Below are 22,348 nucleotides of genomic sequence, written 5' to 3'. Positions count from 1 at the left end.
CAACTGTTTATATAGTAGAAAAAGAGCCATCTTTCTGTAACGGAAGAATGGCTCTTTTGATTATTGATAAATCTCTTTATATTTCTTATATTCCGCTTCAGAACATAACACGAAATGTCCTGGGCGAATTTCACGCATTGTTGGTGCTTCACTACCATAATCATGCTGTGACGGATCGTATACAATACGTTTACGATTACGCTCATAATCTGGATCTGGAAGTGGAATTGCTGATAATAGTGATTTTGTATATGGATGAATTGGATTCGCATATAACTCATCACTTGTTGTTAGCTCAACGATTTGACCACGATACATTACGCCAATGCGGTCACTAATGTATTTTACCATTGATAAATCATGGGCAATGAATAAGTATGTTAAACCTTTTTCTTTTTGTAATTTTTTCAGTAAGTTTACAACTTGCGCCTGGATTGATACGTCAAGTGCTGAGATTGGCTCATCGGCAATGATAAATTCAGGTTCTACAGCAAGTGCGCGTGCGATACCGATACGTTGACGTTGTCCACCTGAGAATTCATGTGGGAAACGGTTTGCGTGCTCTTTATTTAAACCAACTGTATTTAACAGCTCATGAACACGTTCCATACGCTCTTTTTTGCCTTTTGCTAATCCGTGAATATCAATACCTTCTGCGATAATATCCCCTACTGTCATACGAGGATTTAATGATGCATATGGATCTTGGAAAATCATTTGCATTTTACGGTTGAACTTCTTCAGTTCTGCGCGTGATTTTTTACCATGTACATTTTCACCATCGAACAATACTTCACCAGCAGTTGCATCATATAAACGAATAATCGTTCTTCCAGTTGTCGATTTACCACAACCTGATTCTCCTACAAGACCAAATGTTTCTCCGCGGTAAATATCAAATGAAATATTATTAACCGCTTTGACAACACCACCACTCACGTCGAAGTGCTGCTTTACATTTTTTACTTCAATTAATTTCTCACGTTGTTTAGTCATGTTGTTCACCTGCTTTCATTTGAAGAATGCGTTTTTCAACGACTGCCGGCGGTTTTACTTCTGGAGCTTGCTCGTGAAGTAACCAAGTTGCCGCATAGTGTGTATCACTTACTTTAAATAAAGGTGGGTCCATTTCAAAATCAATTTTCAGTGCCTGTGGGTTACGTGGTGCAAAAGCATCTCCCTTTGGCGGCTTCAATAAATCTGGAGGCGTTCCAGGGATTGCATATAGCTCTTCTTCTGAACCATCTAAACTTGGCATAGATGCAATTAAGCCCCAAGTGTACGGATGTTTTGGATTGTAGAAAATTTCATCTACAGTTCCGATTTCAACAACTTTACCAGCGTACATAACTGCCACGCGATCAGCAACGTTTGCCACTACACCTAAGTCATGCGTAATGAAAATGATTGCCGCTTCTGTTTTTTGCTGAATGTCTTTCATAAGCTCTAAAATTTGCGCCTGAATTGTAACGTCTAGCGCTGTTGTCGGCTCATCGGCAATTAATAATTTTGGATTACAAGCTAACGCCATCGCAATAACTACACGCTGTCTCATACCACCTGAGAATTGGTGAGGATATTGTTTTAAGCGCGCTTCCGGATTTGGAATACCTACAAGGTCGATTAATTCTAATGCAACTTTACGTGCATCTGCTTTACTCATTCCTTGGTGTTTAATAAGGCCTTCCATAATTTGATTTCCAATTGTCATCGTTGGGTTTAATGATGTCATTGGATCTTGGAAAATCATCGCGATATCTTTACCGCGCACCTGTTGCATTTCTTTTTCTGTTAATTTCGTTAAGTCACGACCTTCAAATATGATTTCACCGTTTTTAATACGACCTGGAGGATTCGGAATTAATCCCATTAACGCTTTAGAAGTAACTGATTTCCCAGAACCAGATTCTCCTACAATCGCTAATGTTTCTCCTTTTTTCAAATCAAAAGTAACACCGCGTACAGCTTGTACTTCACCTGCATGTGTATCAAAGGAGACTTGCAAATCTTTTACCTCTAGCAATGTTTTCATTTTTACTTCTCCCCTCTTTTACTTACGCATTTTTGGATCTAACGCGTCGCGTAATCCGTCTGCCATTAAGTTGAATGCTAAGATTAACATACTGATGACAACCGCTGGGATGAACATCATATGTGGATACGTTTGAATTGATTTATAACCGTCATTTACAAGAGAACCAAGTGATGCGAATGGTGGCTGAATACCTAAACCGATGAAGCTTAAGAACGCCTCACCAAACACCGCTGTTGGAATTGTAAACATTGTCATTACGATAATTGGTCCCATTACGTTCGGGATTAAGTGTTTTACAATTAATTGTGTATTTGTTGCACCTAATGTACGAGATGCTAATACATATTCTTGGTTTTTTAATTTTAGGATTTGTCCACGAACGATACGCGACATCCCTATCCAACCTGTAATTGCCATTGCGAGTGTAATTGACCATATACCAGATCCCATAATGATTACCATTAAAATAACGATGATTAAGTATGGAATACCGTTAATAATCTCCATAACACGTTGCATAATGTTATCTACTCTACCGCCATAGAACGCTGAAATACCTCCATAAGCAACCCCAATTACTAAGTCAATCGCTGCTGCTAAAAGAGCGATATATAACGATACACGTGTACCTTCCCATGTTCTTGTCCATAAATCGCGGCCAAGATCATCTGTACCAAACCAGAAATACTCTTTAATATCACGTTTTTCATATTGGTCAACGCCATATTGATCTGTACCGTCAAATGGTAGCCAATGAACATTTTCAATAACTGGAATTTTCGGTGGTAATTTCGCACGACCTAAGTCTTGCTCTTTATACGAATGCTTACTTACCATCGGTCCTAAAATTGCTAGTAAGATAATAAGCGCTAATAAAACTAAACCGAACATTGCCCCTTTATGTTGGAACAAACGTCTTCTTACATCTTGCCAAAACGTTAAGCTTGGACGGGCAATGACTTCATTATCAACATTATTTTGATTGGCTTGTTGAAATAAATCTGGAGATAATTTTTGTACATCTTTCATCATTTTTTCCCTCCCGCTAAACGAATACGAGGATCAATAATTCCGTATAAAATATCAACAATGAAAATAACTAAGATGAAAATCGCACTATAGAAAATTGTAGTTCCCATAATAACTGTATAGTCATTCACTGTAATAGATTTAACGAACTGTTCCCCTAGTCCTGGTACAGCATAAATTTGCTCAATAACTAATGTACCTGTAATTAATCCTGCAACCATTGGTCCTAAAATTGTTACAACTGGAATTAACGCGTTGCGAAGTGCGTGTTTGATAATGATAACGCCTTGGCTAATTCCTTTCGCTTTCGCTGTTAAAATGTAGTCAGCTTGCATAACTTCAATCAACTCCGCACGAGCGAAACGTGCAATTGTTGCGATAACTGCCATCGATAAAGCGATTGTAGGCATTACTGTAAACTCTGGTCCTTTCCAGAATGCTACTGGGAACCATCCAAGTTTTACCCCTACGAAATATTGTAGTAATGCGGCGAATACGAACGATGGTACCGACATCCCGAGTACGGAAATAATTGTCGCCCCATAATCGACCCACGTATTGTTACGAAGTGCCGCAATGATTCCTAAAATTAAACCGATAAATGTTCCTAATATAATCGCTTGTAAACCAAGTTGTGCTGATGGTCCAATGCGATCCACAATCATATCTGTTACTGGACGGTTATCATATTGGAATGATACCCCTAAATCACCTTTTGCTAAGTTACCTAAGTAACGTGCATATTGAACTGGCACTGGATCATTTAAACCATATTTTTCAAGAATGATTTCTTTTTGTGCCGGTGATAACTTCTCCTGGTTTTTAAGCGGAGAACCCGGAAGTAATTTCATCAAAAAGAAAGTCAGTGTAGTAATTAAAAATAATGTCAAAGCCATGTACACGAAACGTTTTAATACATAACGTCCCATAGTCAAGCACCTCCCCGTTTTTCTCAAAAGCAATAAGATAGTTTTAAATATTCTTACTTTTATTTTTTAAAAATAAGAGCACATGCCCATCATAGGCATATACCCTTATTCATGATGGAAACCATTTTTAGTTTTTGAGTTCAACCCACTTATAGCTAAATTCCCCGCCATATTTATGTTCTAATAGACCTGTAATAGATTGGCGTTGTAAATAAGCTTTTCCTGGTTGATATACTGGAGCTATCGCTGCATCTTCAAGCAGTTGTTTTTCTGCCTTTAATAGAGCATCCCAGCGAGCTTGTACATCAACTTCTGTTTTTGCTTTTTTAATTAAATCATCATATGCTGGATTTGCATAATTTACTTTGTTTTGTGCATTACCTGTCGTATACATTTCAAGGAATGACATTGGATCCATATAATCTGGACTCCATCCCGCATATGACATTGCATAATCTCCACTTGCTTCAAGTTTTAATTTTTGTGCAAATGGCTGCATTTTAGTTGGAACTGTTAAACCTGGTAAGTTCTTTTCAAATTGGCCTTTTAAGTACTCTCCGATTTTTTTCGCATCATCAGTATCAAAGTTTAATAGCTCTAACTCTACTTTGTCTACACCAAGTTCTTTTTTACCAGCTTCCCAGTATTTTTGAGCTTCTTTAATATCCTCTTTTATAAGCTTTCCGTTTTCTTCACGGAAGTCTTTTCCATTCGGACCTTTTGCTAAGCCTTTCGGAACAAAACCATATATACCCTCTGAACCATCGTTTAAGATAACTTTTCCGATATTTTCACGTTCAAAGGACATTGCAATTGCTTTTCGGATATTTTTATTTGCTAAAAATTTATTCTTTTCATTTAAGCGAATAAATTGTGTAGATGGTCTCTTAATCGTTTTGAAATCAGCATCTGATTTGTATTTATCTACAAACTCTGATGTTAACACTACACGATCAATTGCTTTCGTTTCATATAAATTTATAGCAGTTGAACGATCCTTAACAATATTGAAGTTTATTTCCTCAAGTTTTACTTCTTTATTTTCCCAATACGTTGGATTTTTCTTAAGTTGGAAACTTTGTTCATGCTTCCATTCATTTAATACGAATGGACCATTGTAAAGTGTCGTATTGGATTCTAATCCAAATTTCGCTCCTTGTTCTGTTACAAATTTCTCATTCAAAGGATACAATGTTGGATAGACTGTTAAACTTACAAAATAAGGAACAGGGTTATCTAATTCCACTTCAAGTGTATGATCATCAATTGCCTTTACACCAAGTTCTTCAACTGGCAATTCTTTTTTGTTAACTTTCTCCGCATTTTTAACATCAAATAGTATGTAAGCAAACTTGGCACCCGTGTTGGAATCTACAGCTCTTCTCCAAGAATAAACGAAGTCTTTCGCTGTTACAGGTTCACCATTAGACCATTTCGCATCTTCACGTAACTTAAATACATACTTTTTGCCATCCTCTGATTTCTCATAAGATTTAGCGACACCTGGAACAAGTTTATCGTCTTTCCCCAGACGATATAATCCCTCCATTGTGTTATTCATGATGTTAGAAGATGTTGCATCTGTCGATAACGTCGTATCCATAGTTGGAATTTCAGCTGTCTCAGTTAGATTTAAAACTTGCTTATTTGAGGATTTTTCTTTTGCGCCTGCTTTATTATCCTCTTTTTGGTAACTACAAGCCCCTAACATACTGACTGTCAACGTCGATGCAAGTATTAACGGTATCTTTTTCTTCATGTTGTGTTACCTCCCCTAATTGCACTTCCTGTACCCTCACTTGTAAAAAAGTAGAATTGAAAGAATAATCTCCAAGTTTCTACAATTTTCATTATACATATAATATAACAATTGTGAATATAGTTTTTTGTTTTTTTGTTAAAATTTTTAATAAAATGTTTATTTTTTAATTTTTTTGTAAAGGGATACGTTAACATTGCTACTATCATCTTGAAATCAGACCTTTAATTGCGTATAATTTTCAAAAAATTAATTCTAGTACATATTATAGCTTTTATAGTATAATAATTCTAGTAATATTTTGACGGAGGGGAACATTTTGAATAAAGTTTTTTTTCATACTTGTATACTAATTTTCATAGCGATAATCGCTTCTAGTATTGGCGCATTCCTCGTTTCATCGCAATTTTTGTTGAATTTTGTCAACATCTCGTTTTATATCGCACTATTTTTTATTCTTATAGGCGGTTTTTTATTCATATTTCAAAATGGATTTTTTAACGTAACAATTTACGCTTTCCAAAGAGTATTTGGTACGAACAAAAAAATTGACTCTTTAATTGAAGAAGTAGAGGAACCTACCGATAAGAAAGAACGTATTTATAAAACATATTCATTCAAATGGACGTATCCAATTTGCATTACCGGTATCGTTCTTGGGTTGTTCTCGACTCTCATTAGCTTTACTATTTTGATGTAGTTTGCAAACACTATCCCATATGATATAATAATCAGCAAAACATTTTGTTATAAAACTTTAGTTCTTTCATATTAAAAGAGCTCAGGTAACAATAAATAAATTTATATGTATGCGATGATAAAGAAGAGTACATATTGAGGCAATTTCAGAGAGCTTGTGGCTGGTGTGAACAAGTAATTGTACAATGTGGAATGGGCTTTTGAGCACCAAACCGAACCGAAAGTAGTAGGCTTTGGCGTTATATCCAAACGTTATTATGGATTAGAGAGATTTCACAGTAGTGAAATAATTAGGGTGGTACCGCGGTCCATTCGTCCCTATAGTTTTTGGGATGAATGGGCTTTTTTGTTTGCCTTCTCTTCCCCCATCACGCATTCAAATTTAGGAGGAATTACTTATGTCAGTTATCTTTTCTGGTATTCAGCCGAGTGGAACGATTACACTTGGAAACTATTTAGGAGCTATGAAGCAATTTACAGAGCTTCAAAATGAACACGACTGTTATTTCTGTATTGTAAACCAACATGCGATTACAGTACCTCAAGATCCCGTACAACTTCGTAAAAATATCCGCAGTCTTGCTGCACTTTATGTAGCATGCGGTATCGACCCTGAAAAAGCTACTTTATTTGTACAGTCAGAAGTGCCAGCACACGCTCAACTAGGATGGATTATGCAATCAGTTGCTTACGTTGGAGAATTAGAGCGTATGACGCAATATAAAGATAAAGCATCAGGTAGAGATTCAGTTCCAGCTGGATTACTAACGTATCCACCATTAATGGCTGCTGATATTTTACTTTACAACACTGAAATCGTACCTGTTGGTGATGATCAAAAACAACATATGGAATTAACACGTGACCTAGCAGAGCGTTTCAACAAGCGCTTCCGTGAAGTATTCACAATTCCTGAAATTCGCATTCCAAAAGTAGGGGCTCGCGTTATGTCACTAACAGAACCTACGAAAAAAATGAGTAAATCTGATCCAAATCCAAAATCAATGATCAGCATGCTTGATGAACCAAAAACAATTGAAAAGAAAATTAAGAGTGCCGTAACTGATTCTGAAGGTATCGTGAAATTCGATAAAGAAAACAAACCTGGTATCTCTAACTTATTAACAATCTACTCTTCATTCTCTGGAAAAACAGTTGAAGACATCGAAGCAATGTACGAAGGCAAAGGATACGGAGACTTCAAAGGCGACCTAGCACAAGTAGTCGTAGAAGCAATTCGTCCAATCCAAGACAAATATAACGAACTAATCAGCTCACCAGAACTAGACGAAATTCTAGACAAAGGTGCCGAAAAAGCAAACCGCGTTGCATTCAAGCAACTACGCAAAGTAGAAAACGCAATGGGACTAAGCAGAAAACGGAGGTAATTTATAAAGCGGAAGCGGCTCGTTCAGAATGTAAGGGGGATGGAGCTCCTGACGTAGAGGCGGGGTTTGCCTCGCAGGAAGGCGCGAAGCCATCGAACATTCTTGCCGCTGGAGCTGGATTTCTATAAAAAGCGGAGGCGACTGCTTAGCCCTGACGGCTAAGGTTCTTTCCCACAGAAGGTGCTTTTTACCTTCTCGTGGGGAAGGTTCTTAGACGCGAAGGGCTAGGAGCCGGAGCTAAGTTGTACCAATTAAAAAAACCGCCAATTGGCGGTTTTTTTAATTTACCTTTTGCTCGTTTTCCATTTCCCATAACTTTTCAAAAAATGGCTGTCCTTTTACGAGACGCTCGCATAATTGTTCGTGCTTCTCAGACCAGCCTGTTTTCGCTTCATCATACAGTTTAGCCCAAATATCTTCAAATTCCATATGTTGTACCATTCCGTATGCTGATGGATCCCACTCTGTGAACCAATAGCGAATTTCTGCTGTGTTTTTCGTTGTATGTAATTGATCTAACGCCATAAATAATAATTGTTTAAGCTGTCTTTCTTTACGAGTTAAGCCATTCATAATGAAAGGTGATGGTGATAAAATATGATGTTCTTTTTCCATTTCTTCTACTTGGAACTCATACTTTTCTGCTTGTACGTTTTCTACCATCTCATATACCATCTGCTCTTGGCGCGGTATAAGTCTGCTCTTTCGAATTGGCACATTGTAACCAATTGTGTCGATCGCAATAATTCCTTTTCCATCTGTAACTACAAAGCAATACTCTTGCTGCAAACGTTCATGATTTTTACGAATATAAGCCTTATGATGTACGTCTTCCAACATTTTTTGCGGAAGCTCTAACAATTCGTCCTCGATGTAATGATATAATGTGGAATCTACTTTTAATAATGGCACTTGATCTAATAGTTCAATCGTATCATCTTTTCGCCATTCGTAAAAATGACAAACGTTATACCCATTCTCTTCACCTTCAAACCAATTTACCCATACATCATGTAGATATAACATTCACTACCCCTCACTTCACTACTGTTTGTATCAATCATTATGTTCAATTTTCCTTAACTTTATTCCACCTAAGGAAATATATTCTAATTATTATTTTTTCTTCTATTAATACGAAAAAAACAGGAAATAGAGCTCCTGTTTTTTATATATGAAATGTATTTGCTTTATTCAATATTTCTTTCGCATCTATAGATAATAAAGAAAGTGTATCTTCTCCTTCAAAAGCTACACAGTCTTTGACAATATGAAATCCAAGTGCATAGCCAAGCATCTTCGGGTAAGAATGAAGTCCATTTAATAAGATGTCGTGCTCCCTTGTTCCTCGTTTTATACTTATTCTTTCATGTACAACGTTTTTCCAATAATACATAGCCTCTTCCTTTGAAAGATACGTCGTCCACGGTGCATTGTATTTTTCTGAATATCTTTCCGTTACTGCTTGCTCAGCTAGCCCTTCCATAATCATCGTATCAAGCAATGTATATTCTGTTTCTTTCGTCTCAATTTGATGTAACCTGCATATGTGGTGATATTCATGCGCCAATAACACTTTTAATTCTTCTACCGAATTCCGTCCACATACGAATAAGAAAATAACGTGACGCATAGATAATCCAGCCCTGCCGTTATACTCTTCTTGTACAGTTCGATTATAAGAATCTGATAATAAAATAAAGACAGGGACATCTGGACCTTTTAACCAACTTTTTAGTTTCTCATACTCCGCACGTAACTCTTTCCAAATTTCCTTTTTCTCTAACTCTTTAATTTCCTGTTCTCCTCGCATAACCGGGCGATACATACCTTTAGAAATTAAAAAGCGATACAACCTTTCTTTTGGCAGCGGGATATACTTCGTAAACTTCTCACAAAGCTTTTCTGGCCGTCCATAATATAGATGTAACCACTCAGCTGTTTCAATAACCCCCATCTTTATCCCTCCTTTTTCTTATGTATATGCAAAAAGAGAAAAAGACGTAAAATAAATAAGGAGTTTTTTCGCAATATATTGCGAAAAAACTCCTTATTCCATCTATTATTTATACGATTTAAATACTAACACTGCGTTATGACCACCGAACCCTAGTGAGTTACTTAATACTGCATTTACTTCTTGTTGTCTCGCTTTATTCGGTACGTAATCTAAGTCACATTCTGGATCTGGCGTTTCATAGTTAATTGTTGGAGGGATTACTCCGTCTGTAATTGATTTAATCGAGAAAATCGCTTCAACAGCACCAGCCGCTCCTAATAAGTGACCTGTCATTGATTTCGTTGAGCTAATCGCTACTTTATACGCATGCTCACCGAACGTTTCTTTAATTGCCATCGTTTCATACTTTTCATTCGCATCCGTACTTGTACCATGCGCATTAATGTAATCGATATCTTCTGGCTGTAGACCTGCATCAGCTAACGCTTGACGCATTGCACGCACGCCTCCTTCACCACCAGGAGCCGGCATTGTAATATGGAATGCATCACCAGTTGCACCATAACCAGCAATTTCCGCGTAAATGTGAGCACCACGAGCTAATGCGTGCTCTAATTCTTCAAGAATTAAAATACCTGAACCTTCACCCATTACGAAACCGCTACGATTTTTATCAAATGGACGGCAAGCTGTTGCTGGATCTTCATTAAATGTTAATGCTTTCGCTGAGCTAAATCCTGCGAATGCCATACTTGTTAACGGCGCCTCTGCTCCGCCTGTAATCATTGCATCTGCATCACCGCGCTGAATTGCTTTAAATGCATCACCAATTGAGTTTGCACCAGATGCACAAGCCGTTACAGAACAAGTGTTAATTCCTTTTGCTCCTGTTGCAATCGATACTTGGCCTGCTGCCATATCTGGAATCATCATCGGTACGAAGAATGGGCTCACGCGGCGCGGGCCTTTCTCAGTAAAAATCTTAAATTGTTCTTCGTATGTTTCCATACCGCCAATACCCGAACCAATCCATACACCAATTCGAGGTCCGTTTTCTTCTGTAATTTCAAGCTTTGCATCTGCAACTGCCATTTTCGCTGCTGCTACTGCATATTGTGTAAAGCGGTCCATACGGCGCGCTTCTTTTTTATCAATATATTTCTCGACTTCAAAGTCGTTAATTTCTGCTGCTACTTTTGCTGGAAACAGTTCTGGATCAATTCTTGTAAGTCGTCCGATTCCAGATACACCCTTTTTAATGTTTTCCCATGCTGTTTCAACATCTGTACCGATCGGTGTAACAGCCCCTAGTCCTGTAATTACGACCCTCTTTTTTTCCATACAAAATACACTCCTTTTTTTCTCTCAGTCCTTATTTACCCCAACGAAGAGCGACTGCTCCCCATGTTAATCCACCGCCAAAACCAACCAATATAATTAAATCACCATCTTGAATACGTCCATTTTGCAATTCCTCTACCATTGCAATTGGAATTGAAGAAGCTGATGTATTACCGAACTTCTCAATTGTCATACTCATTTTTTCTTGTGGTAGATTTAATCTCTCTCTTGCGGATTCCATAATACGAATGTTCGCTTGATGTGGTACTAAGAAATCCACATCTTCTTTCGTAAGACCAGCTTTATCTAAAACGCGAAGGCAAGAATCACCAAGTTGACGCACGGCAAATTTAAAGACTTCTCTGCCATTCATCATAACATACTCGTCTTGATAAAGATGCTTACCGCCACTTCCGTCTGCTCCTAATTCAAAGGATAGAACGCCTTTACCTTCTGAAACAGCTCCCATTACGATAGCACCGGCTCCGTCCCCAAATAGTACTGCTGTATTTCGATCGTTCCAGTCTACAATTTTAGATAGTTTATCACTACCAACTACTAATACATTTTTATAAGTTCCCGTTTGAATAAATTGCTGTGCTGTAATCATTCCGTACATAAAACCAGCACATGCTGCACTTAAATCCATTGCAGCTGCATGCTTTGCGCCAATTGCTTCTTGAATGACACAAGCTACTGCTGGAAAAGCACGATCTGGCGTTACTGTTGCTACTAAAATAAGATCGATATCCTCTCCGCTAATCCCTGCGTTTTCAAGTGCTTTTTTAGAAGCCTCTACGGCCATATATGAAGTATCTATTGTATCATCGGCAATGCGTCTTTCTGCAATTCCCGTTCTCGTACGAATCCATTCATCGGATGTTTCCATTATTTTCTCTAAATCGTGATTTGTGACTACTTTTTCTGGCACATATCTTCCGATCCCTAAAATGCCCACGTTCACACCGCAGCCCTCCGTTTTATATCAATTATTATGACTTGGTACTAATTTTAAAACATAAATGTATTTTTGTCTAGAATATATTTCAGCTAAAACATAAAGCTAGCGCATTATTCACTTTATTGTTCATTAAAAGAAACAGAAAAATACCTTTCCCTGTCTTTTCAAAATATAAAAAGACCCGAACCGCTTATACTTACGGTTCGGGCCTCTCTCCCCTCAAAAAAGAAGGGTTTTATTCTTGATCTGCTTTCCCAAGCTCATATGCTTCGTTCATAACTTTCATCAATAACTCTAACACCGGCTGCGCTTTCTCCATATCAAGCGCAATTCCATTATCATCTAAAATGGCCTTTGCTTCTGGTAAATGCTTCATTGCGATTTGTAAAAATTGCATGCTTTTCTCATTCATATTACGTTCTTCCTCTCCATTAAAACTTTCACATACATAGTGTAACACGCTCGCTATCCTTCGTATAACTCTTTATATTTTTTCATATGTGCCAATTGTTTATTTAAACCGTATTCTAACGGGGTATTTCTTTTTATCGAAATAACCTCTACAGCTTCATCTCTTTCTTCCTTATTCTCTTTATTTACTTTATCCTCTGCACGTAAAAGGTTCATACCTTTTTTCCATAATGACTTTTTACCACTAATTAAATTGTATATGCCAAGATACTCCTCGTTCATTCCATTTTCCCATAAGTATTCACATACATCTTCAACGTATAGTAGATCACTTCCGTTTTCCTCACTCGCATAATGGCACTCTTTCTCACCAAGTTCTGATAAAATAAGCTGATGATACATCATAAAAGATGGTTGCCATGGTCCATATAATGTAGGAACTCGAAATACACTATATTGTACCTCTCCTTTTTTTAACCCTTCTTCCACTCTTGAAAATAGACGTTTATTTTCGGATTCATCTGCGTTTCCTACTTTAATAGAAGAAATTAGATTTAACTTCACTTTATGCTCTTCACACAGTCTTATAATTCGCTTTAAATACTGCAATATAACTCTTTCATTTCGAAAGCCGCTTTGTTGATTTGGTTCATACAAACAAAAGTAAACTGTATCGAACTTCTCTCCTTCTACTGATTTCCAGCCATCTTCATCTCTTATCGAATAATACGTAAATAACGCATTTCGCCCAATTAACAATAACTTCTCTTCATTAATTTTTTTCATATTCTCGAATTCATCAAAATCAAGACCGTACACTTCTACTTCTTCTGCAATCATTTTATTCACAAGGTGATAACCTACAAATGTAAGTGCACCTATAATTAGTACGCGCTCCATACCACCAACCCTTTCTCCTTGAAACAAATAGCTCCTCATTTATGTATATGGGAGCTTCACAATTCTTCTTCATATTTTTTAAAGAAATCAGTCGTTTGCCTAACCATTTTATATTTCACATCTTGCAGATGGAATAAGACAGAAGTATCGCATTGATTAAATTGCCTCATTTTCTCGTATTTACGTAACAGCTGTTTTCTTCCTCTTTTTTCTTGTGTTGATACGAAAACTTTAACAGGTACACAAGACGGAAGAAGCGTAAATGATTTCTTATTTATTTTTGATTCTAATTCTTCTTCTTTGGAATCATACGCCAAACTTAATTCCTTCACGAGCCTCTTGTAAAAAAACTTATGCTCTTTCTCAAACTCCACATACTCTGGTAAATCTAAACACGGATTTAACATAATGACAGAGCGTATACATTCAGGGTATTTGTTCATCATTTCAAGTGCTACAAGCGCACCCATACCATCTGCCATAATGTGCATTTTCGCATTTAATGTCTCTTTTCTCAATACAACATCATATAAGCGTTTTGCTAGACGAACAGATTGGTCGTTTCCCCAGTGTCTTCCGTATAAATTAGAAGAAAAGACCGTGTAGCCTTTCTCAATAAGGCCATTTAAAAAATAAGATCTACCCGCATGCTGTGTCCATAAACTTGTACCATTCTCAATAAAGTAGTTGTAATCACCAAGAAGCATGACAGAAAATCCATTCGGCTTCTCCGGTAAATAAATGACGCATGGTTCTTTTTCTAAGTAAAAAAAACGTTCCGTAATACTCATTTTTCCCCCGCCTTATTTTCTAAACGTATAAAAGTACTCTTTTATAATGTATGAACGGAATGCAAATTTGCGTTGAAAAATCTACAAATATTTTTCTATATTCTTTTTTCAATTGTGTTACAATAAGGACAGATTGAACGAATAGAGGTGTAAAATATGCGTTTCATTTGGGCATTAATTTGGTCGTTCTTGCTTGTACATATGATGAGCTATGTAATCGGCTCTATGACTGGCGGTACATACGATTTTAACCAAGCGTCTATTTTCTCAGTTGTTCTTGCGGTATTGGTACTAGCAATTGCAGCTGCAATTCCAAACGAGCCAGTAGAACAACACTAAAAAAAGAGTCCGGATTTTATCCGAACTCTTTTTTATTTTACTTCACATAAACGACTAACTCATTATTTGCTACATCAACAACTACATGACTATTGTCAGTAATCGTTCCTGCAATTAATTCTCGTGCTAATTTTGTCTCAACTTGACGCTGTACATATCGTTTTAACGGACGAGCTCCGTACATCGGATCAAAACCAGCTTCTACAACAAACTCTTTCGCAGCATCTGTTAATTCTACCGTAATGTGACGATCATCTAAACGACCTTGTAATTCTTTTACAATTTTATCAACAATACCTTTAATTTCATTCGCTGTAAGAGGCTTGAATAAAATAATTTCATCGACACGATTTAAAAACTCTGGTCGGAAATGCCCTCTTAATTGTCCCATGACAAGTTCTCTTGATTCCTCTTTAATTGAGCCATCTGCTTCTAGACCATCTAATAAATGAGCAGATCCAATGTTTGAAGTCATAATAATAACCGTGTTTTTAAAGTCTACTGTACGGCCCTGTGAATCTGTAATGCGTCCATCATCTAACATTTGTAATAAAATGTTGAATACTTCTGGATGTGCTTTTTCAATTTCATCTAACAAAATAACGGAATACGGTTTACGTCTTACTGCTTCTGTTAATTGACCGCCCTCTTCATATCCAACATATCCAGGAGGTGCACCAATTAAGCGTGACACAGCGTGTTTCTCCATATACTCAGACATATCAATACGAATCATTTGCTCTTCACTATCGAATAAAGACTGCGCTAATGTTTTTGCAAGTTCTGTTTTACCAACACCAGTCGGTCCTAAGAAGATGAAGGAACCAATTGGACGGTTCGGGTCTTTAATACCAGCACGCGCACGAAGAACTGCATCTGATACTAAGCTTACCGCTTCTTCTTGTCCGATTACACGCTCTGATAAAATTTGCTCTAGGCGTAATAATTTCTCGCGTTCACCTTCAACGAGTTTTGCGACAGGAATACCAGTCCAGCGTGAAACAATATCAGCAATCTCTTCTTCACTTACTTCCTCACGTAATAAACGATTTTCTTGTTTATTATGCGCGCCCATTTCTTCTGCTTCTTTTAACTCTTTTTCAATAGCAGGGATTTTCCCGTGACGAAGTTCCGCTGCTTTATTTAAATCGTAGTTACCTTCTGCTTCTTCTAATTCACGGCGCAGACGCTCCAAATGTTCACGTAAGTCACGAACTTTGTGAATATCTTCTTTTTCTTTCTCCCATTTCGCTCTCATACCACTTGCAACTTCTTTTAAATCCGATAATTCACGTTGCAATGTTTTTAGACGTTCTTGACTACCAAAGTCCTTTTCTTTTCCAAGAGCTGCTTCCTCAATTTCTAACTGCATAATGCGGCGCGTTACTTCATCTAATTCTGTTGGCATAGAATCAATTTCCGTACGAATTGTTGCGCATGCTTCATCAACAAGGTCAATCGCTTTATCTGGTAAGAATCGATCTGAAATATATCGATCTGATAAAACAGATGCTGCTACAATCGCGCGGTCATGAATATTTACACCGTGATAAATTTCAAAACGCTCTTTTAAACCACGTAAAATGGAAATTGTATCTTCAACAGTTGGTTCTTCTGCTAATACTTGTTGGAAACGTCTTTCTAGCGCTGGATCTTTCTCAATATATTTGCGATATTCATCTAGTGTTGTCGCCCCGATACAATGCAGTTCACCACGCGCAAGCATTGGTTTTAACATATTTCCTGCGTCCATTGCGCCTTCTGTTTTACCAGCGCCGACGATTGTGTGCAGTTCATCAATGAATAATAAAATGCGGCCTTCACTCTTTTTAATTTCATTTAATACAGCTTGCAGACGCTCTTCAAACTCACCGCGGAATTTCGCGCCAGCTACAAGTGCACTCATATCTAACGCAAAGATTGTTCTATCTTTTAATCCTTCCGGTACATCCTTTTTCACAATACGCTGCGCTAATCCTTCAACGATTGCTGTTTTACCAACACCTGGCTCACCAATTAAAACCGGGTTATTTTTCGTTTTACGTGAAAGGATACGAATGACGCGGCGAATTTCACTATCACGCCCGATAACAGGGTCAATTTTCCCCGCTCTTACTTCCGCCACTAAATCACGACCATATTTTTCTAACGCTTCATAAGTTGCTTCTGGATTTTGACTAGTCACTCTTTGATTCCCCCGAATTGTCATTAAAGACTGTAATAAGTTATCTTTCGTAATATGAAATCTTGTGAATAATTGGTTTATATCGCCTTTTTCTTCAGAAAAAGCAAGTAATACATGCTCGACTGAAATATAGTCATCTTGTAATTTCTCTGCTTCTTTTCCTGCTCTTACAAGTAGTTGTTGCAGAGCACCTGTTATATATAATTTGCCTGCTTCTGCACCGCTTCCCGTTACAGAAGGCTTTTTCTTAATTAAACTTTCGGCGCCTTGTTTTAACGCTTCTATATCGACATTCATTTTTTGAAAAATACGTACTGCTAACCCATCTTGCTCTTCTAATAATGTAAACAAGAGATGAACAGTATCTACTTCTTGATGATGATGAGATACCGCTAAAGATTGGGCACTCATAATCGCCTCTTGTGTTTTTGTTGTCATTTGATTTAAGTCCATCTTTACAGTCCTCCAAATGTTTGACTTTCTTTGACCTTTGATTTGATTATACGCCAACTGACTTTTTTATACAATAATTTTGATTATGTATTTTCAAACTTATTATTGGAAAAAGAAAAAGGGAGCATGCATGATACGACTGAAAAATATACGGTAAATGAAATTATAATGTGTGATGACAAAAAAGCCGCAATAACGATTGCGGCTTCTGTTACGGTTTTCTTTTATATGTCCACTGACGGTTATGATTCGTATTATCTGGAAACTTGTCACCGGCAGTTAACTTTACCATTTGCGGATCTTTCACCATACTTCCCGTTTCACCAATTTCTACGTAAATGCCATCATTCGGCGCTTTTTGTCCAGAACGAAACCTGCGATTTTGTCCCATTTCCATTCTCCTTCCATGACGTCTTTGCCTCATTAGTATATCCATTTTAAAAGAAAGCTTTTCTGTCATGTTTAGGAAACAAGTACTACATTTCGTTCTTGTACATATACATGAATGACACAAGCTTAAAGCAGGGATTCCCTTCCTATTTGTAGAAAAAAGAAACCAACCTACTATAGGCCAGTTTCAAAGGAGAGTCAAACATATACGAGAAGATTACATGTTCATTATAAGCATCATCATACGAGCAATGTAACCCTTCTCACAATTTATACATAATGAAAGAAACATTGTTTGAACTTTCTAAAAAGATGTTGACTTTTCTTAATTTCCAGCGAGAAATAGTAGACACCGCAGCACTTTGCGACGTAAGATGGATATATAGTGAACTTTCCATCTTTGGTGGTCTCACTCAGTCTAACCTCTTATTTCTGCATATTAAAAACGGAAATACAGATAAAAACAAAAAATTATTATAAGAGGTGAAATTATGAACAAACAACATTTAATCGCATTAGACTTAGACGGCACATTATTAACAGACAACAAAATAATTTCCACTCGAACGAAATATACAATTGCAAAGGCAAAGGAACAAGGACATATTGTCGTTATTTCAACAGGACGTCCATTCCGCGCTAGTTATGATTACTATAAAGAACTTGGTCTTAATACACCAATCGTAAACTTTAATGGCGCTTACGTACATCACCCTCTTGATTCAAAGTGGGGAACACATCACTCTCCTCTTGAGCTAGCAACAGCCCAAGAAATTGTCCGAGCTTGCTTTGATTTTGGTGTAAAAAATATATACGCTGAAGTAATGGACGATGTGTATGTTCGTGAAATTGATGAAGATAAAAAACATATTTTCGAATTCGGTTCTCCAAAGATTTTTACAGGAGACTTATTAAATATTTTAAACGATCATCCAACTTGCTTATTAATAGACGCACATGACGAGCATTCCAGTGCAATTCGTCAACACTTAACTGATATGCATGCTGAAGTAATTGACCATAGAAAATGGGGCGCACCTTGGCCGATTATTGAAATTGTAAAAAGTGGGTTAAATAAAGCTGTCGGATTACAAAAAATTTCTAGTCATTACAACATTCCACAAGAACGAATTATTGCTTTCGGTGATGAAGATAACGACTTTGAAATGATTGAATTTGCTGGTCACGGCATCGCAATGGGGAATGCAATTCCTGAATTAAAATCACTTGCAAACCATACGACGTTAACGAACGAAGAAGATGGTATTGCACTATATTTAGAAGAGGTTCTTGGGTTGTAATCTAAAAATTCCCTACTTATAGTTTCTCCCCAAAGGCACATACTATGATTAGACGCAAAAGTCAGCGCGTCGATTGTTTCAGCTAAATAAAGGGGGTTTTTCGAATGGGTAAAAAGAACAAATCAAAACGTTTTATCCAACAAGGAGCCGATGCTGTTATGAAGCATGATGCAAGATTCCCGTACCGTGGTACATTAGCTGAGGCAGAAAAAGCGAGAAGCAACTCTTCTTTTGGAGGGGTCTAAATGGGGAACTTACTATTCCAACAAGCTAGAGATGCTGTTGCAAATGCCGTATCTTGTTCAAGCGGTGCTGAGCAACAAGATCTCGTATACAGAGCCAAAAACGCTTTGCACTCTGCTTACGCAAACTCTTCAACAGCTGAAAAAGTTCAGCTACGCGAAATGCAGGAGCAGTTGCAAAATATTACGAATTTACATTAAAAAAGAGGACCAGCTTTGGTCCTCTTTAATCTTTTCGGAACAGTCCAAACACCCCAACAGTTTGCAGTACGTTTGTAAATGCACCTGGGTCCACTTGTTTAATAACCCTCTCTAATTCATACAGTTCATAACGCGTAATAACAATCATTAACATTTCCTTATTTTCATTTGTATAAGCACCTGTTGCCGGTATAGTTGTAATCCCCCTCACTAAGCGTGAGTGAATTGCCTTTCTTACATCTGCCCCATTCTTCGTAACAATTAATGCTGTAATCTTCACATGCCGCGTATGAATCGCATCGATGATTCGCGTTGACACATACAAAGTCACCAAAGTATATAATGCTTTTTCCCACCCATACACATAGCCAGCAGCAATAATGATCAGTGCATTAAAGAAGAAAAAATACGTACCGACAGGCTTATCTTTTATTTTGGATAAAATCATGGCGATAATATCTAAACCACCTGTAGAAGCCCCCCACTTTAACGCGATCCCTACTCCAATTGCCGAAATAAGCCCTCCAAAAATTGCATTCAAGATGATATCATTCGAAACAGCTCGAACTGGGATAATTTCTAAAAACAACGTCATAAATATAACGCACAAAAAACTAAAAAACGTAAAAGCTTTCCCAACCTTTTTCCACGCTAAAATAACGACAGGAATATTAAATAAGCTAAACAATACTCCTGTAGATATATGAATAGATAAAAAATCTCCTAGTATTTGTGATAATAATTGAGACAATCCAGCAAAACCACTCGCGTACACTTTCGCTGGTGTTAAAAATAAATTCATTCCAATCGCATTTAATAAACCTGCAATGATTACAACGATTAACTTCTTTATAAGTTCGGTATAATTCAACTTCAAATCCATTTCTAATCCACCTTTATTATTCATGAATGCACCACTATACATAGTCTTTACGAAAAAGGAAATGATAAACGTACAACGTTTAGAAATGGAGTTGATACATATGCCACATACGAGTGATAACGACAAAAAAGCACGCGATAATAATGCAAAACGCGCACAAAAAAATGAACAAGAACAAAAGAATATAGAGCAAGGTAAGCGTGCCTATTCCAAAAAGACCGATCACCTTTAATTCCATCGTACACCGACAATATTGTCGGTGTACTTTTTTTACATTTTACAGGAAAAAAACATTAAAAATTCACTTCATGTTCACTTCTATATTCTACAATAGCGATAACATATTCGGATGAGGTGTTAGCGTGAGAGGGAAACACATTTTCATTATTACTGCACTAATAAGTATATTAATGCTAGCTGCTTGCGGACAAAAAAATAGTTCAGCTACAGTCGCTACAGCAACAGACTCAACCATTACGAAGAGCGACTTCGAAAAGCAGTTGAAAGATCGTTACGGAAAAGACATGCTATACGAAATGATGGCACAAGACGTTATTACGAAAAAATATAAAGTATCTGATGATGATGTGGATAAAGAAGTACAAAAAGCGAAAAATCAATACGGCGATCAATTCACAGCAGTATTAGAAAACAATCGTTTAAAAGATGAAGCTGATTTCAAAAACCAAATTAAGTTCAAACTTGCTATGAATGAAGCAATTAAGAAAAGTGTTACAGAAAAAGACGTGAAAAATCACTATAAACCAGAAATTAAAGCGAGTCACATTTTAGTAAGTGACGAAAATGAAGCGAAAGAAATAAAGAAAAAATTAGATGCTGGTGCTTCATTCGAAGAATTAGCAAAACAAGAATCACAAGATCTACTATCAAAAGAGAAAGGCGGAGACCTCGGATACTTCAATTCAGGTACAATGACACCTGAATTTGAAACAGCTGCCTACAAACTAAAAATTGGTCAAATTAGCGATTCCGTCAAATCACCAAATGGCTATCACATTATTAAACTAACTGGTAAAAAAGATTTAAAACCTTACGATGAAGTGAAAGACTCCATCCGTAAAAACTTAGAAGCAGAACGTATTGCCGATCCTACATTTGGTCAAAAATTATTACAACAAGAATTAAAAAAGGCAAATATTAAAATAAACGATAGTGAGTTGGAAGATACGTTTACTCTTGCACATGAGCAAGGAAATTAAAAAAGCACCACCTTATATTTTACAAATATAAGGTGGTGCTTTTTATTTACTTTATTTCTTAAAGTACGTCCAACCTTCTTCTTGGTAAACCTTTTCTTCCTTCATCAACTTACCAAGTGCACGCTTAAATGCAGCTTTACTCATATTGAAACGTTCTTTAATATCTTCTGGGTGGCTCTTATCCCAAAACGGCATTGCTCCGCCTCGTTCTTCCATATATGCATAAATTACAGCAGCGTCATCTTCCATTCCTTCTTCTTTACGAGGAAGAAGTGAAATGTTAATTGTACCGTCATCTTTCACGTCAATAATACGGCCCGTTACACGCTCACCGATGCGGACTTGTTCTTTTCTTTCTGTATGGTGTAAGAAAGCACGGAAATGCTCATCCGTTAGTATGAATGAACCAACTTGAAGCGAACGATACACACGTCCATTTACGTTTTTATTACGCATAGATGGCGTCGCATCTACGATAATTTCTTGCATATCACTGTCTCTTGCCGGAAGAGCGATAAGGCGATCACGATTCGTTAATTTTAACGTACAATATAATTCGTCTCCAACCTCTGGCCATACTGGCATATAAATCGGGAACTCATCAGCTGGGATTAGTATATCTTTTGATACACCAATATCAACAAACACACCTAAACTAGGAATAACTTCTACAACCTTTACCCAGTTCCAATCAAAAGTTGTAATAAGCGGCTCCTTCATTGTTGCTGAAACACGATTTTGGTGATCAAGGTATAAGAATACATCAATCGTATCGCCTTCTGCAATTTCTCCAGCTACTTCGTTTTTATGTAGGAAAATTTCTTCTTCTTCATTCCCAACCATATATCCGATTTCCGTTTCGCGTAAAACAGTTACCTGTTCAATCGATCCTATTTGCAAATACATATTTTTTAATTCCCTTCTATATATA

At 37.1% G+C, this 22,348-nt stretch carries 24 protein-coding genes and 1 other annotated feature; of the genes, 8 read left to right on the top strand and 16 right to left on the bottom strand.

Features of this window, described 5'->3' with window-relative positions; translation table 11 throughout:
• Nucleotides 1–60 precede the first annotated feature (60 nt).
• From ACYVEC_RS08245 to ACYVEC_RS08225, 5 genes are all read right to left on the bottom strand, one after another.
• On the bottom strand, nucleotides 61–996 hold the full coding sequence (locus ACYVEC_RS08245; protein WP_063224611.1) for an ABC transporter ATP-binding protein: 936 nt from the start codon (nucleotides 994–996) through the stop codon (nucleotides 61–63).
• Nucleotides 989–2,032, bottom strand: coding sequence for an ABC transporter ATP-binding protein (locus ACYVEC_RS08240; protein ID WP_046958313.1), 1,044 nt, complete (start codon nucleotides 2,030–2,032; stop codon nucleotides 989–991). The genes ACYVEC_RS08245 and ACYVEC_RS08240 overlap by 8 nt, the downstream gene beginning before the upstream one ends.
• 18 nt (nucleotides 2,033–2,050) lie before the next feature.
• A complete protein-coding gene (gene opp3C, locus ACYVEC_RS08235) occupies nucleotides 2,051–3,067 on the bottom strand; it encodes an oligopeptide ABC transporter permease (RefSeq protein ID WP_063224612.1) in 1,017 nt (338 codons plus the stop codon).
• Nucleotides 3,064–3,993, bottom strand: a complete 930-nt coding sequence (gene opp3b / locus ACYVEC_RS08230; protein ID WP_063224613.1) for an oligopeptide ABC transporter permease — start codon at nucleotides 3,991–3,993, stop codon at nucleotides 3,064–3,066. The genes opp3C and opp3b overlap by 4 nt, the downstream gene beginning before the upstream one ends.
• A 127-nt stretch (nucleotides 3,994–4,120) precedes the next feature.
• Nucleotides 4,121–5,752, bottom strand: coding sequence for a peptide ABC transporter substrate-binding protein (locus ACYVEC_RS08225; RefSeq protein ID WP_063224614.1), 1,632 nt, complete (start codon nucleotides 5,750–5,752; stop codon nucleotides 4,121–4,123).
• A 319-nt stretch (nucleotides 5,753–6,071) separates the two neighbouring features.
• Between ACYVEC_RS08225 and ACYVEC_RS08220 the strand changes: the two genes are divergently transcribed.
• Entirely contained in the window at nucleotides 6,072–6,452 is a 381-nt protein-coding gene (locus ACYVEC_RS08220) for a DUF3899 domain-containing protein (RefSeq protein WP_199677683.1), read from the top strand.
• A gap of 105 nt (nucleotides 6,453–6,557) precedes the next feature.
• Nucleotides 6,558–6,774, top strand: a binding site (T-box leader).
• A gap of 75 nt (nucleotides 6,775–6,849) precedes the next feature.
• Nucleotides 6,850–7,839 (top strand): tryptophan--tRNA ligase, encoded by a 990-nt coding sequence (gene trpS, locus ACYVEC_RS08215; RefSeq protein WP_098557372.1) that lies wholly within the window; start codon nucleotides 6,850–6,852, stop codon nucleotides 7,837–7,839.
• A gap of 279 nt (nucleotides 7,840–8,118) precedes the next feature.
• Here the strand turns inward: trpS and ACYVEC_RS08210 are convergent, their stop codons facing one another.
• From ACYVEC_RS08210 to ACYVEC_RS08180, 7 genes are all read right to left on the bottom strand, one after another.
• Nucleotides 8,119–8,865 carry a YjbA family protein gene (locus tag ACYVEC_RS08210; RefSeq protein WP_063260232.1) on the bottom strand — a complete coding sequence of 249 codons (747 nt, stop codon included), beginning with the start codon at nucleotides 8,863–8,865 and terminating at the stop codon, nucleotides 8,119–8,121.
• 142 nt (nucleotides 8,866–9,007) lie between these two features.
• Entirely contained in the window at nucleotides 9,008–9,796 is a 789-nt protein-coding gene (locus ACYVEC_RS08205) for a DUF2268 domain-containing putative Zn-dependent protease (protein WP_199677684.1), read from the bottom strand.
• 105 nt (nucleotides 9,797–9,901) lie between these two features.
• Nucleotides 9,902–11,140, bottom strand: coding sequence for a beta-ketoacyl-ACP synthase II (gene fabF, locus ACYVEC_RS08200; RefSeq protein ID WP_000412643.1), 1,239 nt, complete (start codon nucleotides 11,138–11,140; stop codon nucleotides 9,902–9,904).
• Between the two features lie 31 nt (nucleotides 11,141–11,171).
• Nucleotides 11,172–12,104: a beta-ketoacyl-ACP synthase III gene (fabH, locus tag ACYVEC_RS08195; protein WP_063224620.1), complete on the bottom strand. Its 933-nt coding sequence runs from the start codon at nucleotides 12,102–12,104 to the stop codon at nucleotides 11,172–11,174.
• Nucleotides 12,105–12,336: 232 nt separating this feature from the next.
• Nucleotides 12,337–12,513 carry a ComZ family protein gene (locus ACYVEC_RS08190; protein ID WP_009879752.1) on the bottom strand — a complete coding sequence of 59 codons (177 nt, stop codon included), beginning with the start codon at nucleotides 12,511–12,513 and terminating at the stop codon, nucleotides 12,337–12,339.
• A gap of 53 nt (nucleotides 12,514–12,566) precedes the next feature.
• Nucleotides 12,567–13,439 carry an NAD-dependent epimerase/dehydratase family protein gene (locus ACYVEC_RS08185; RefSeq protein ID WP_142332908.1) on the bottom strand — a complete coding sequence of 291 codons (873 nt, stop codon included), beginning with the start codon at nucleotides 13,437–13,439 and terminating at the stop codon, nucleotides 12,567–12,569.
• 29 nt (nucleotides 13,440–13,468) lie between these two features.
• A complete protein-coding gene (locus tag ACYVEC_RS08180) occupies nucleotides 13,469–14,203 on the bottom strand; it encodes a lipase family protein (RefSeq protein WP_063224621.1) in 735 nt (244 codons plus the stop codon).
• A gap of 156 nt (nucleotides 14,204–14,359) precedes the next feature.
• Here ACYVEC_RS08180 and ACYVEC_RS08175 point away from each other — a divergent pair, with 156 nt between their 5' ends.
• Nucleotides 14,360–14,542 carry a YjzD family protein gene (locus ACYVEC_RS08175; protein ID WP_063224622.1) on the top strand — a complete coding sequence of 61 codons (183 nt, stop codon included), beginning with the start codon at nucleotides 14,360–14,362 and terminating at the stop codon, nucleotides 14,540–14,542.
• Between the two features lie 37 nt (nucleotides 14,543–14,579).
• Here the strand turns inward: ACYVEC_RS08175 and clpB are convergent, their stop codons facing one another.
• Nucleotides 14,580–17,180, bottom strand: coding sequence for an ATP-dependent chaperone ClpB (gene clpB, locus ACYVEC_RS08170; protein WP_063224623.1), 2,601 nt, complete (start codon nucleotides 17,178–17,180; stop codon nucleotides 14,580–14,582).
• A gap of 211 nt (nucleotides 17,181–17,391) precedes the next feature.
• On the bottom strand, nucleotides 17,392–17,571 hold the full coding sequence (locus ACYVEC_RS08165) for a YjzC family protein (protein WP_000531418.1): 180 nt from the start codon (nucleotides 17,569–17,571) through the stop codon (nucleotides 17,392–17,394).
• Nucleotides 17,572–18,061: 490 nt separating this feature from the next.
• On the opposite strand from ACYVEC_RS08165, the gene ACYVEC_RS08160 reads away from it, so the two are divergent.
• The 3 genes from ACYVEC_RS08160 to ACYVEC_RS08150 all read left to right on the top strand — a co-directional run bounded on the left by ACYVEC_RS08160 (nucleotide 18,062) and on the right by ACYVEC_RS08150 (nucleotide 19,314).
• Nucleotides 18,062–18,871: a Cof-type HAD-IIB family hydrolase gene (locus ACYVEC_RS08160; protein ID WP_063224624.1), complete on the top strand. Its 810-nt coding sequence runs from the start codon at nucleotides 18,062–18,064 to the stop codon at nucleotides 18,869–18,871.
• A 104-nt stretch (nucleotides 18,872–18,975) separates the two neighbouring features.
• Nucleotides 18,976–19,116, top strand: a complete 141-nt coding sequence (locus ACYVEC_RS08155; protein WP_000516816.1) for a hypothetical protein — start codon at nucleotides 18,976–18,978, stop codon at nucleotides 19,114–19,116.
• Nucleotides 19,117–19,314 (top strand): DUF3813 domain-containing protein, encoded by a 198-nt coding sequence (locus tag ACYVEC_RS08150; RefSeq protein ID WP_000527393.1) that lies wholly within the window; start codon nucleotides 19,117–19,119, stop codon nucleotides 19,312–19,314.
• Nucleotides 19,315–19,339: 25 nt separating this feature from the next.
• Here ACYVEC_RS08150 and ACYVEC_RS08145 read toward each other — a convergent pair whose 3' ends face one another.
• On the bottom strand, nucleotides 19,340–20,197 hold the full coding sequence (locus tag ACYVEC_RS08145) for a YitT family protein (RefSeq protein WP_000364442.1): 858 nt from the start codon (nucleotides 20,195–20,197) through the stop codon (nucleotides 19,340–19,342).
• A 100-nt stretch (nucleotides 20,198–20,297) separates the two neighbouring features.
• Between ACYVEC_RS08145 and ACYVEC_RS08140 the strand changes: the two genes are divergently transcribed.
• The gene (locus ACYVEC_RS08140; RefSeq protein ID WP_001120845.1) at nucleotides 20,298–20,429 is read left to right on the top strand and encodes a DUF3941 domain-containing protein; all 132 of its coding nucleotides are present in this window, start codon (nucleotides 20,298–20,300) and stop codon (nucleotides 20,427–20,429) included.
• 130 nt (nucleotides 20,430–20,559) lie between these two features.
• Nucleotides 20,560–21,417 carry a peptidylprolyl isomerase PrsA gene (prsA, locus tag ACYVEC_RS08135; RefSeq protein WP_063224625.1) on the top strand — a complete coding sequence of 286 codons (858 nt, stop codon included), beginning with the start codon at nucleotides 20,560–20,562 and terminating at the stop codon, nucleotides 21,415–21,417.
• Between the two features lie 51 nt (nucleotides 21,418–21,468).
• On the opposite strand, the gene ACYVEC_RS08130 is transcribed toward prsA, so the two are convergent.
• On the bottom strand, nucleotides 21,469–22,323 hold the full coding sequence (locus tag ACYVEC_RS08130) for a CvfB family protein (protein ID WP_063224626.1): 855 nt from the start codon (nucleotides 22,321–22,323) through the stop codon (nucleotides 21,469–21,471).
• Between the last annotated feature and the right edge of the window lie 25 nt (nucleotides 22,324–22,348).

It is taken from the genome of Bacillus sp. MN7755 (assembly GCF_054771475.1).
This window is presented reverse-complemented; position numbering and strand designations above follow the sequence as displayed.

Coding starts and splice junctions, on each gene's coding strand:
- ACYVEC_RS08245 (WP_063224611.1), bottom strand. CDS start 996: ATGACTAAACAACGTGAGAAATTAATTGAAGTAAAAAATGTAAAGCAG.
- ACYVEC_RS08240 (WP_046958313.1), bottom strand. CDS start 2,032: ATGAAAACATTGCTAGAGGTAAAAGATTTGCAAGTCTCCTTTGATACA.
- opp3C (WP_063224612.1), bottom strand. CDS start 3,067: ATGATGAAAGATGTACAAAAATTATCTCCAGATTTATTTCAACAAGCC.
- opp3b (WP_063224613.1), bottom strand. CDS start 3,993: ATGGGACGTTATGTATTAAAACGTTTCGTGTACATGGCTTTGACATTA.
- ACYVEC_RS08225 (WP_063224614.1), bottom strand. CDS start 5,752: ATGAAGAAAAAGATACCGTTAATACTTGCATCGACGTTGACAGTCAGT.
- trpS (WP_098557372.1), top strand. CDS start 6,850: ATGTCAGTTATCTTTTCTGGTATTCAGCCGAGTGGAACGATTACACTT.
- ACYVEC_RS08210 (WP_063260232.1), bottom strand. CDS start 8,865: ATGTTATATCTACATGATGTATGGGTAAATTGGTTTGAAGGTGAAGAG.
- ACYVEC_RS08205 (WP_199677684.1), bottom strand. CDS start 9,796: ATGGGGGTTATTGAAACAGCTGAGTGGTTACATCTATATTATGGACGG.
- fabF (WP_000412643.1), bottom strand. CDS start 11,140: ATGGAAAAAAAGAGGGTCGTAATTACAGGACTAGGGGCTGTTACACCG.
- ACYVEC_RS08190 (WP_009879752.1), bottom strand. CDS start 12,513: ATGAATGAGAAAAGCATGCAATTTTTACAAATCGCAATGAAGCATTTA.
- ACYVEC_RS08180 (WP_063224621.1), bottom strand. CDS start 14,203: ATGAGTATTACGGAACGTTTTTTTTACTTAGAAAAAGAACCATGCGTC.
- ACYVEC_RS08175 (WP_063224622.1), top strand. CDS start 14,360: ATGCGTTTCATTTGGGCATTAATTTGGTCGTTCTTGCTTGTACATATG.
- clpB (WP_063224623.1), bottom strand. CDS start 17,180: ATGGACTTAAATCAAATGACAACAAAAACACAAGAGGCGATTATGAGT.
- ACYVEC_RS08165 (WP_000531418.1), bottom strand. CDS start 17,571: ATGGGACAAAATCGCAGGTTTCGTTCTGGACAAAAAGCGCCGAATGAT.
- ACYVEC_RS08160 (WP_063224624.1), top strand. CDS start 18,062: ATGAACAAACAACATTTAATCGCATTAGACTTAGACGGCACATTATTA.
- ACYVEC_RS08155 (WP_000516816.1), top strand. CDS start 18,976: ATGGGTAAAAAGAACAAATCAAAACGTTTTATCCAACAAGGAGCCGAT.
- ACYVEC_RS08150 (WP_000527393.1), top strand. CDS start 19,117: ATGGGGAACTTACTATTCCAACAAGCTAGAGATGCTGTTGCAAATGCC.
- ACYVEC_RS08145 (WP_000364442.1), bottom strand. CDS start 20,197: ATGGATTTGAAGTTGAATTATACCGAACTTATAAAGAAGTTAATCGTT.
- ACYVEC_RS08140 (WP_001120845.1), top strand. CDS start 20,298: ATGCCACATACGAGTGATAACGACAAAAAAGCACGCGATAATAATGCA.
- ACYVEC_RS08130 (WP_063224626.1), bottom strand. CDS start 22,323: ATGTATTTGCAAATAGGATCGATTGAACAGGTAACTGTTTTACGCGAA.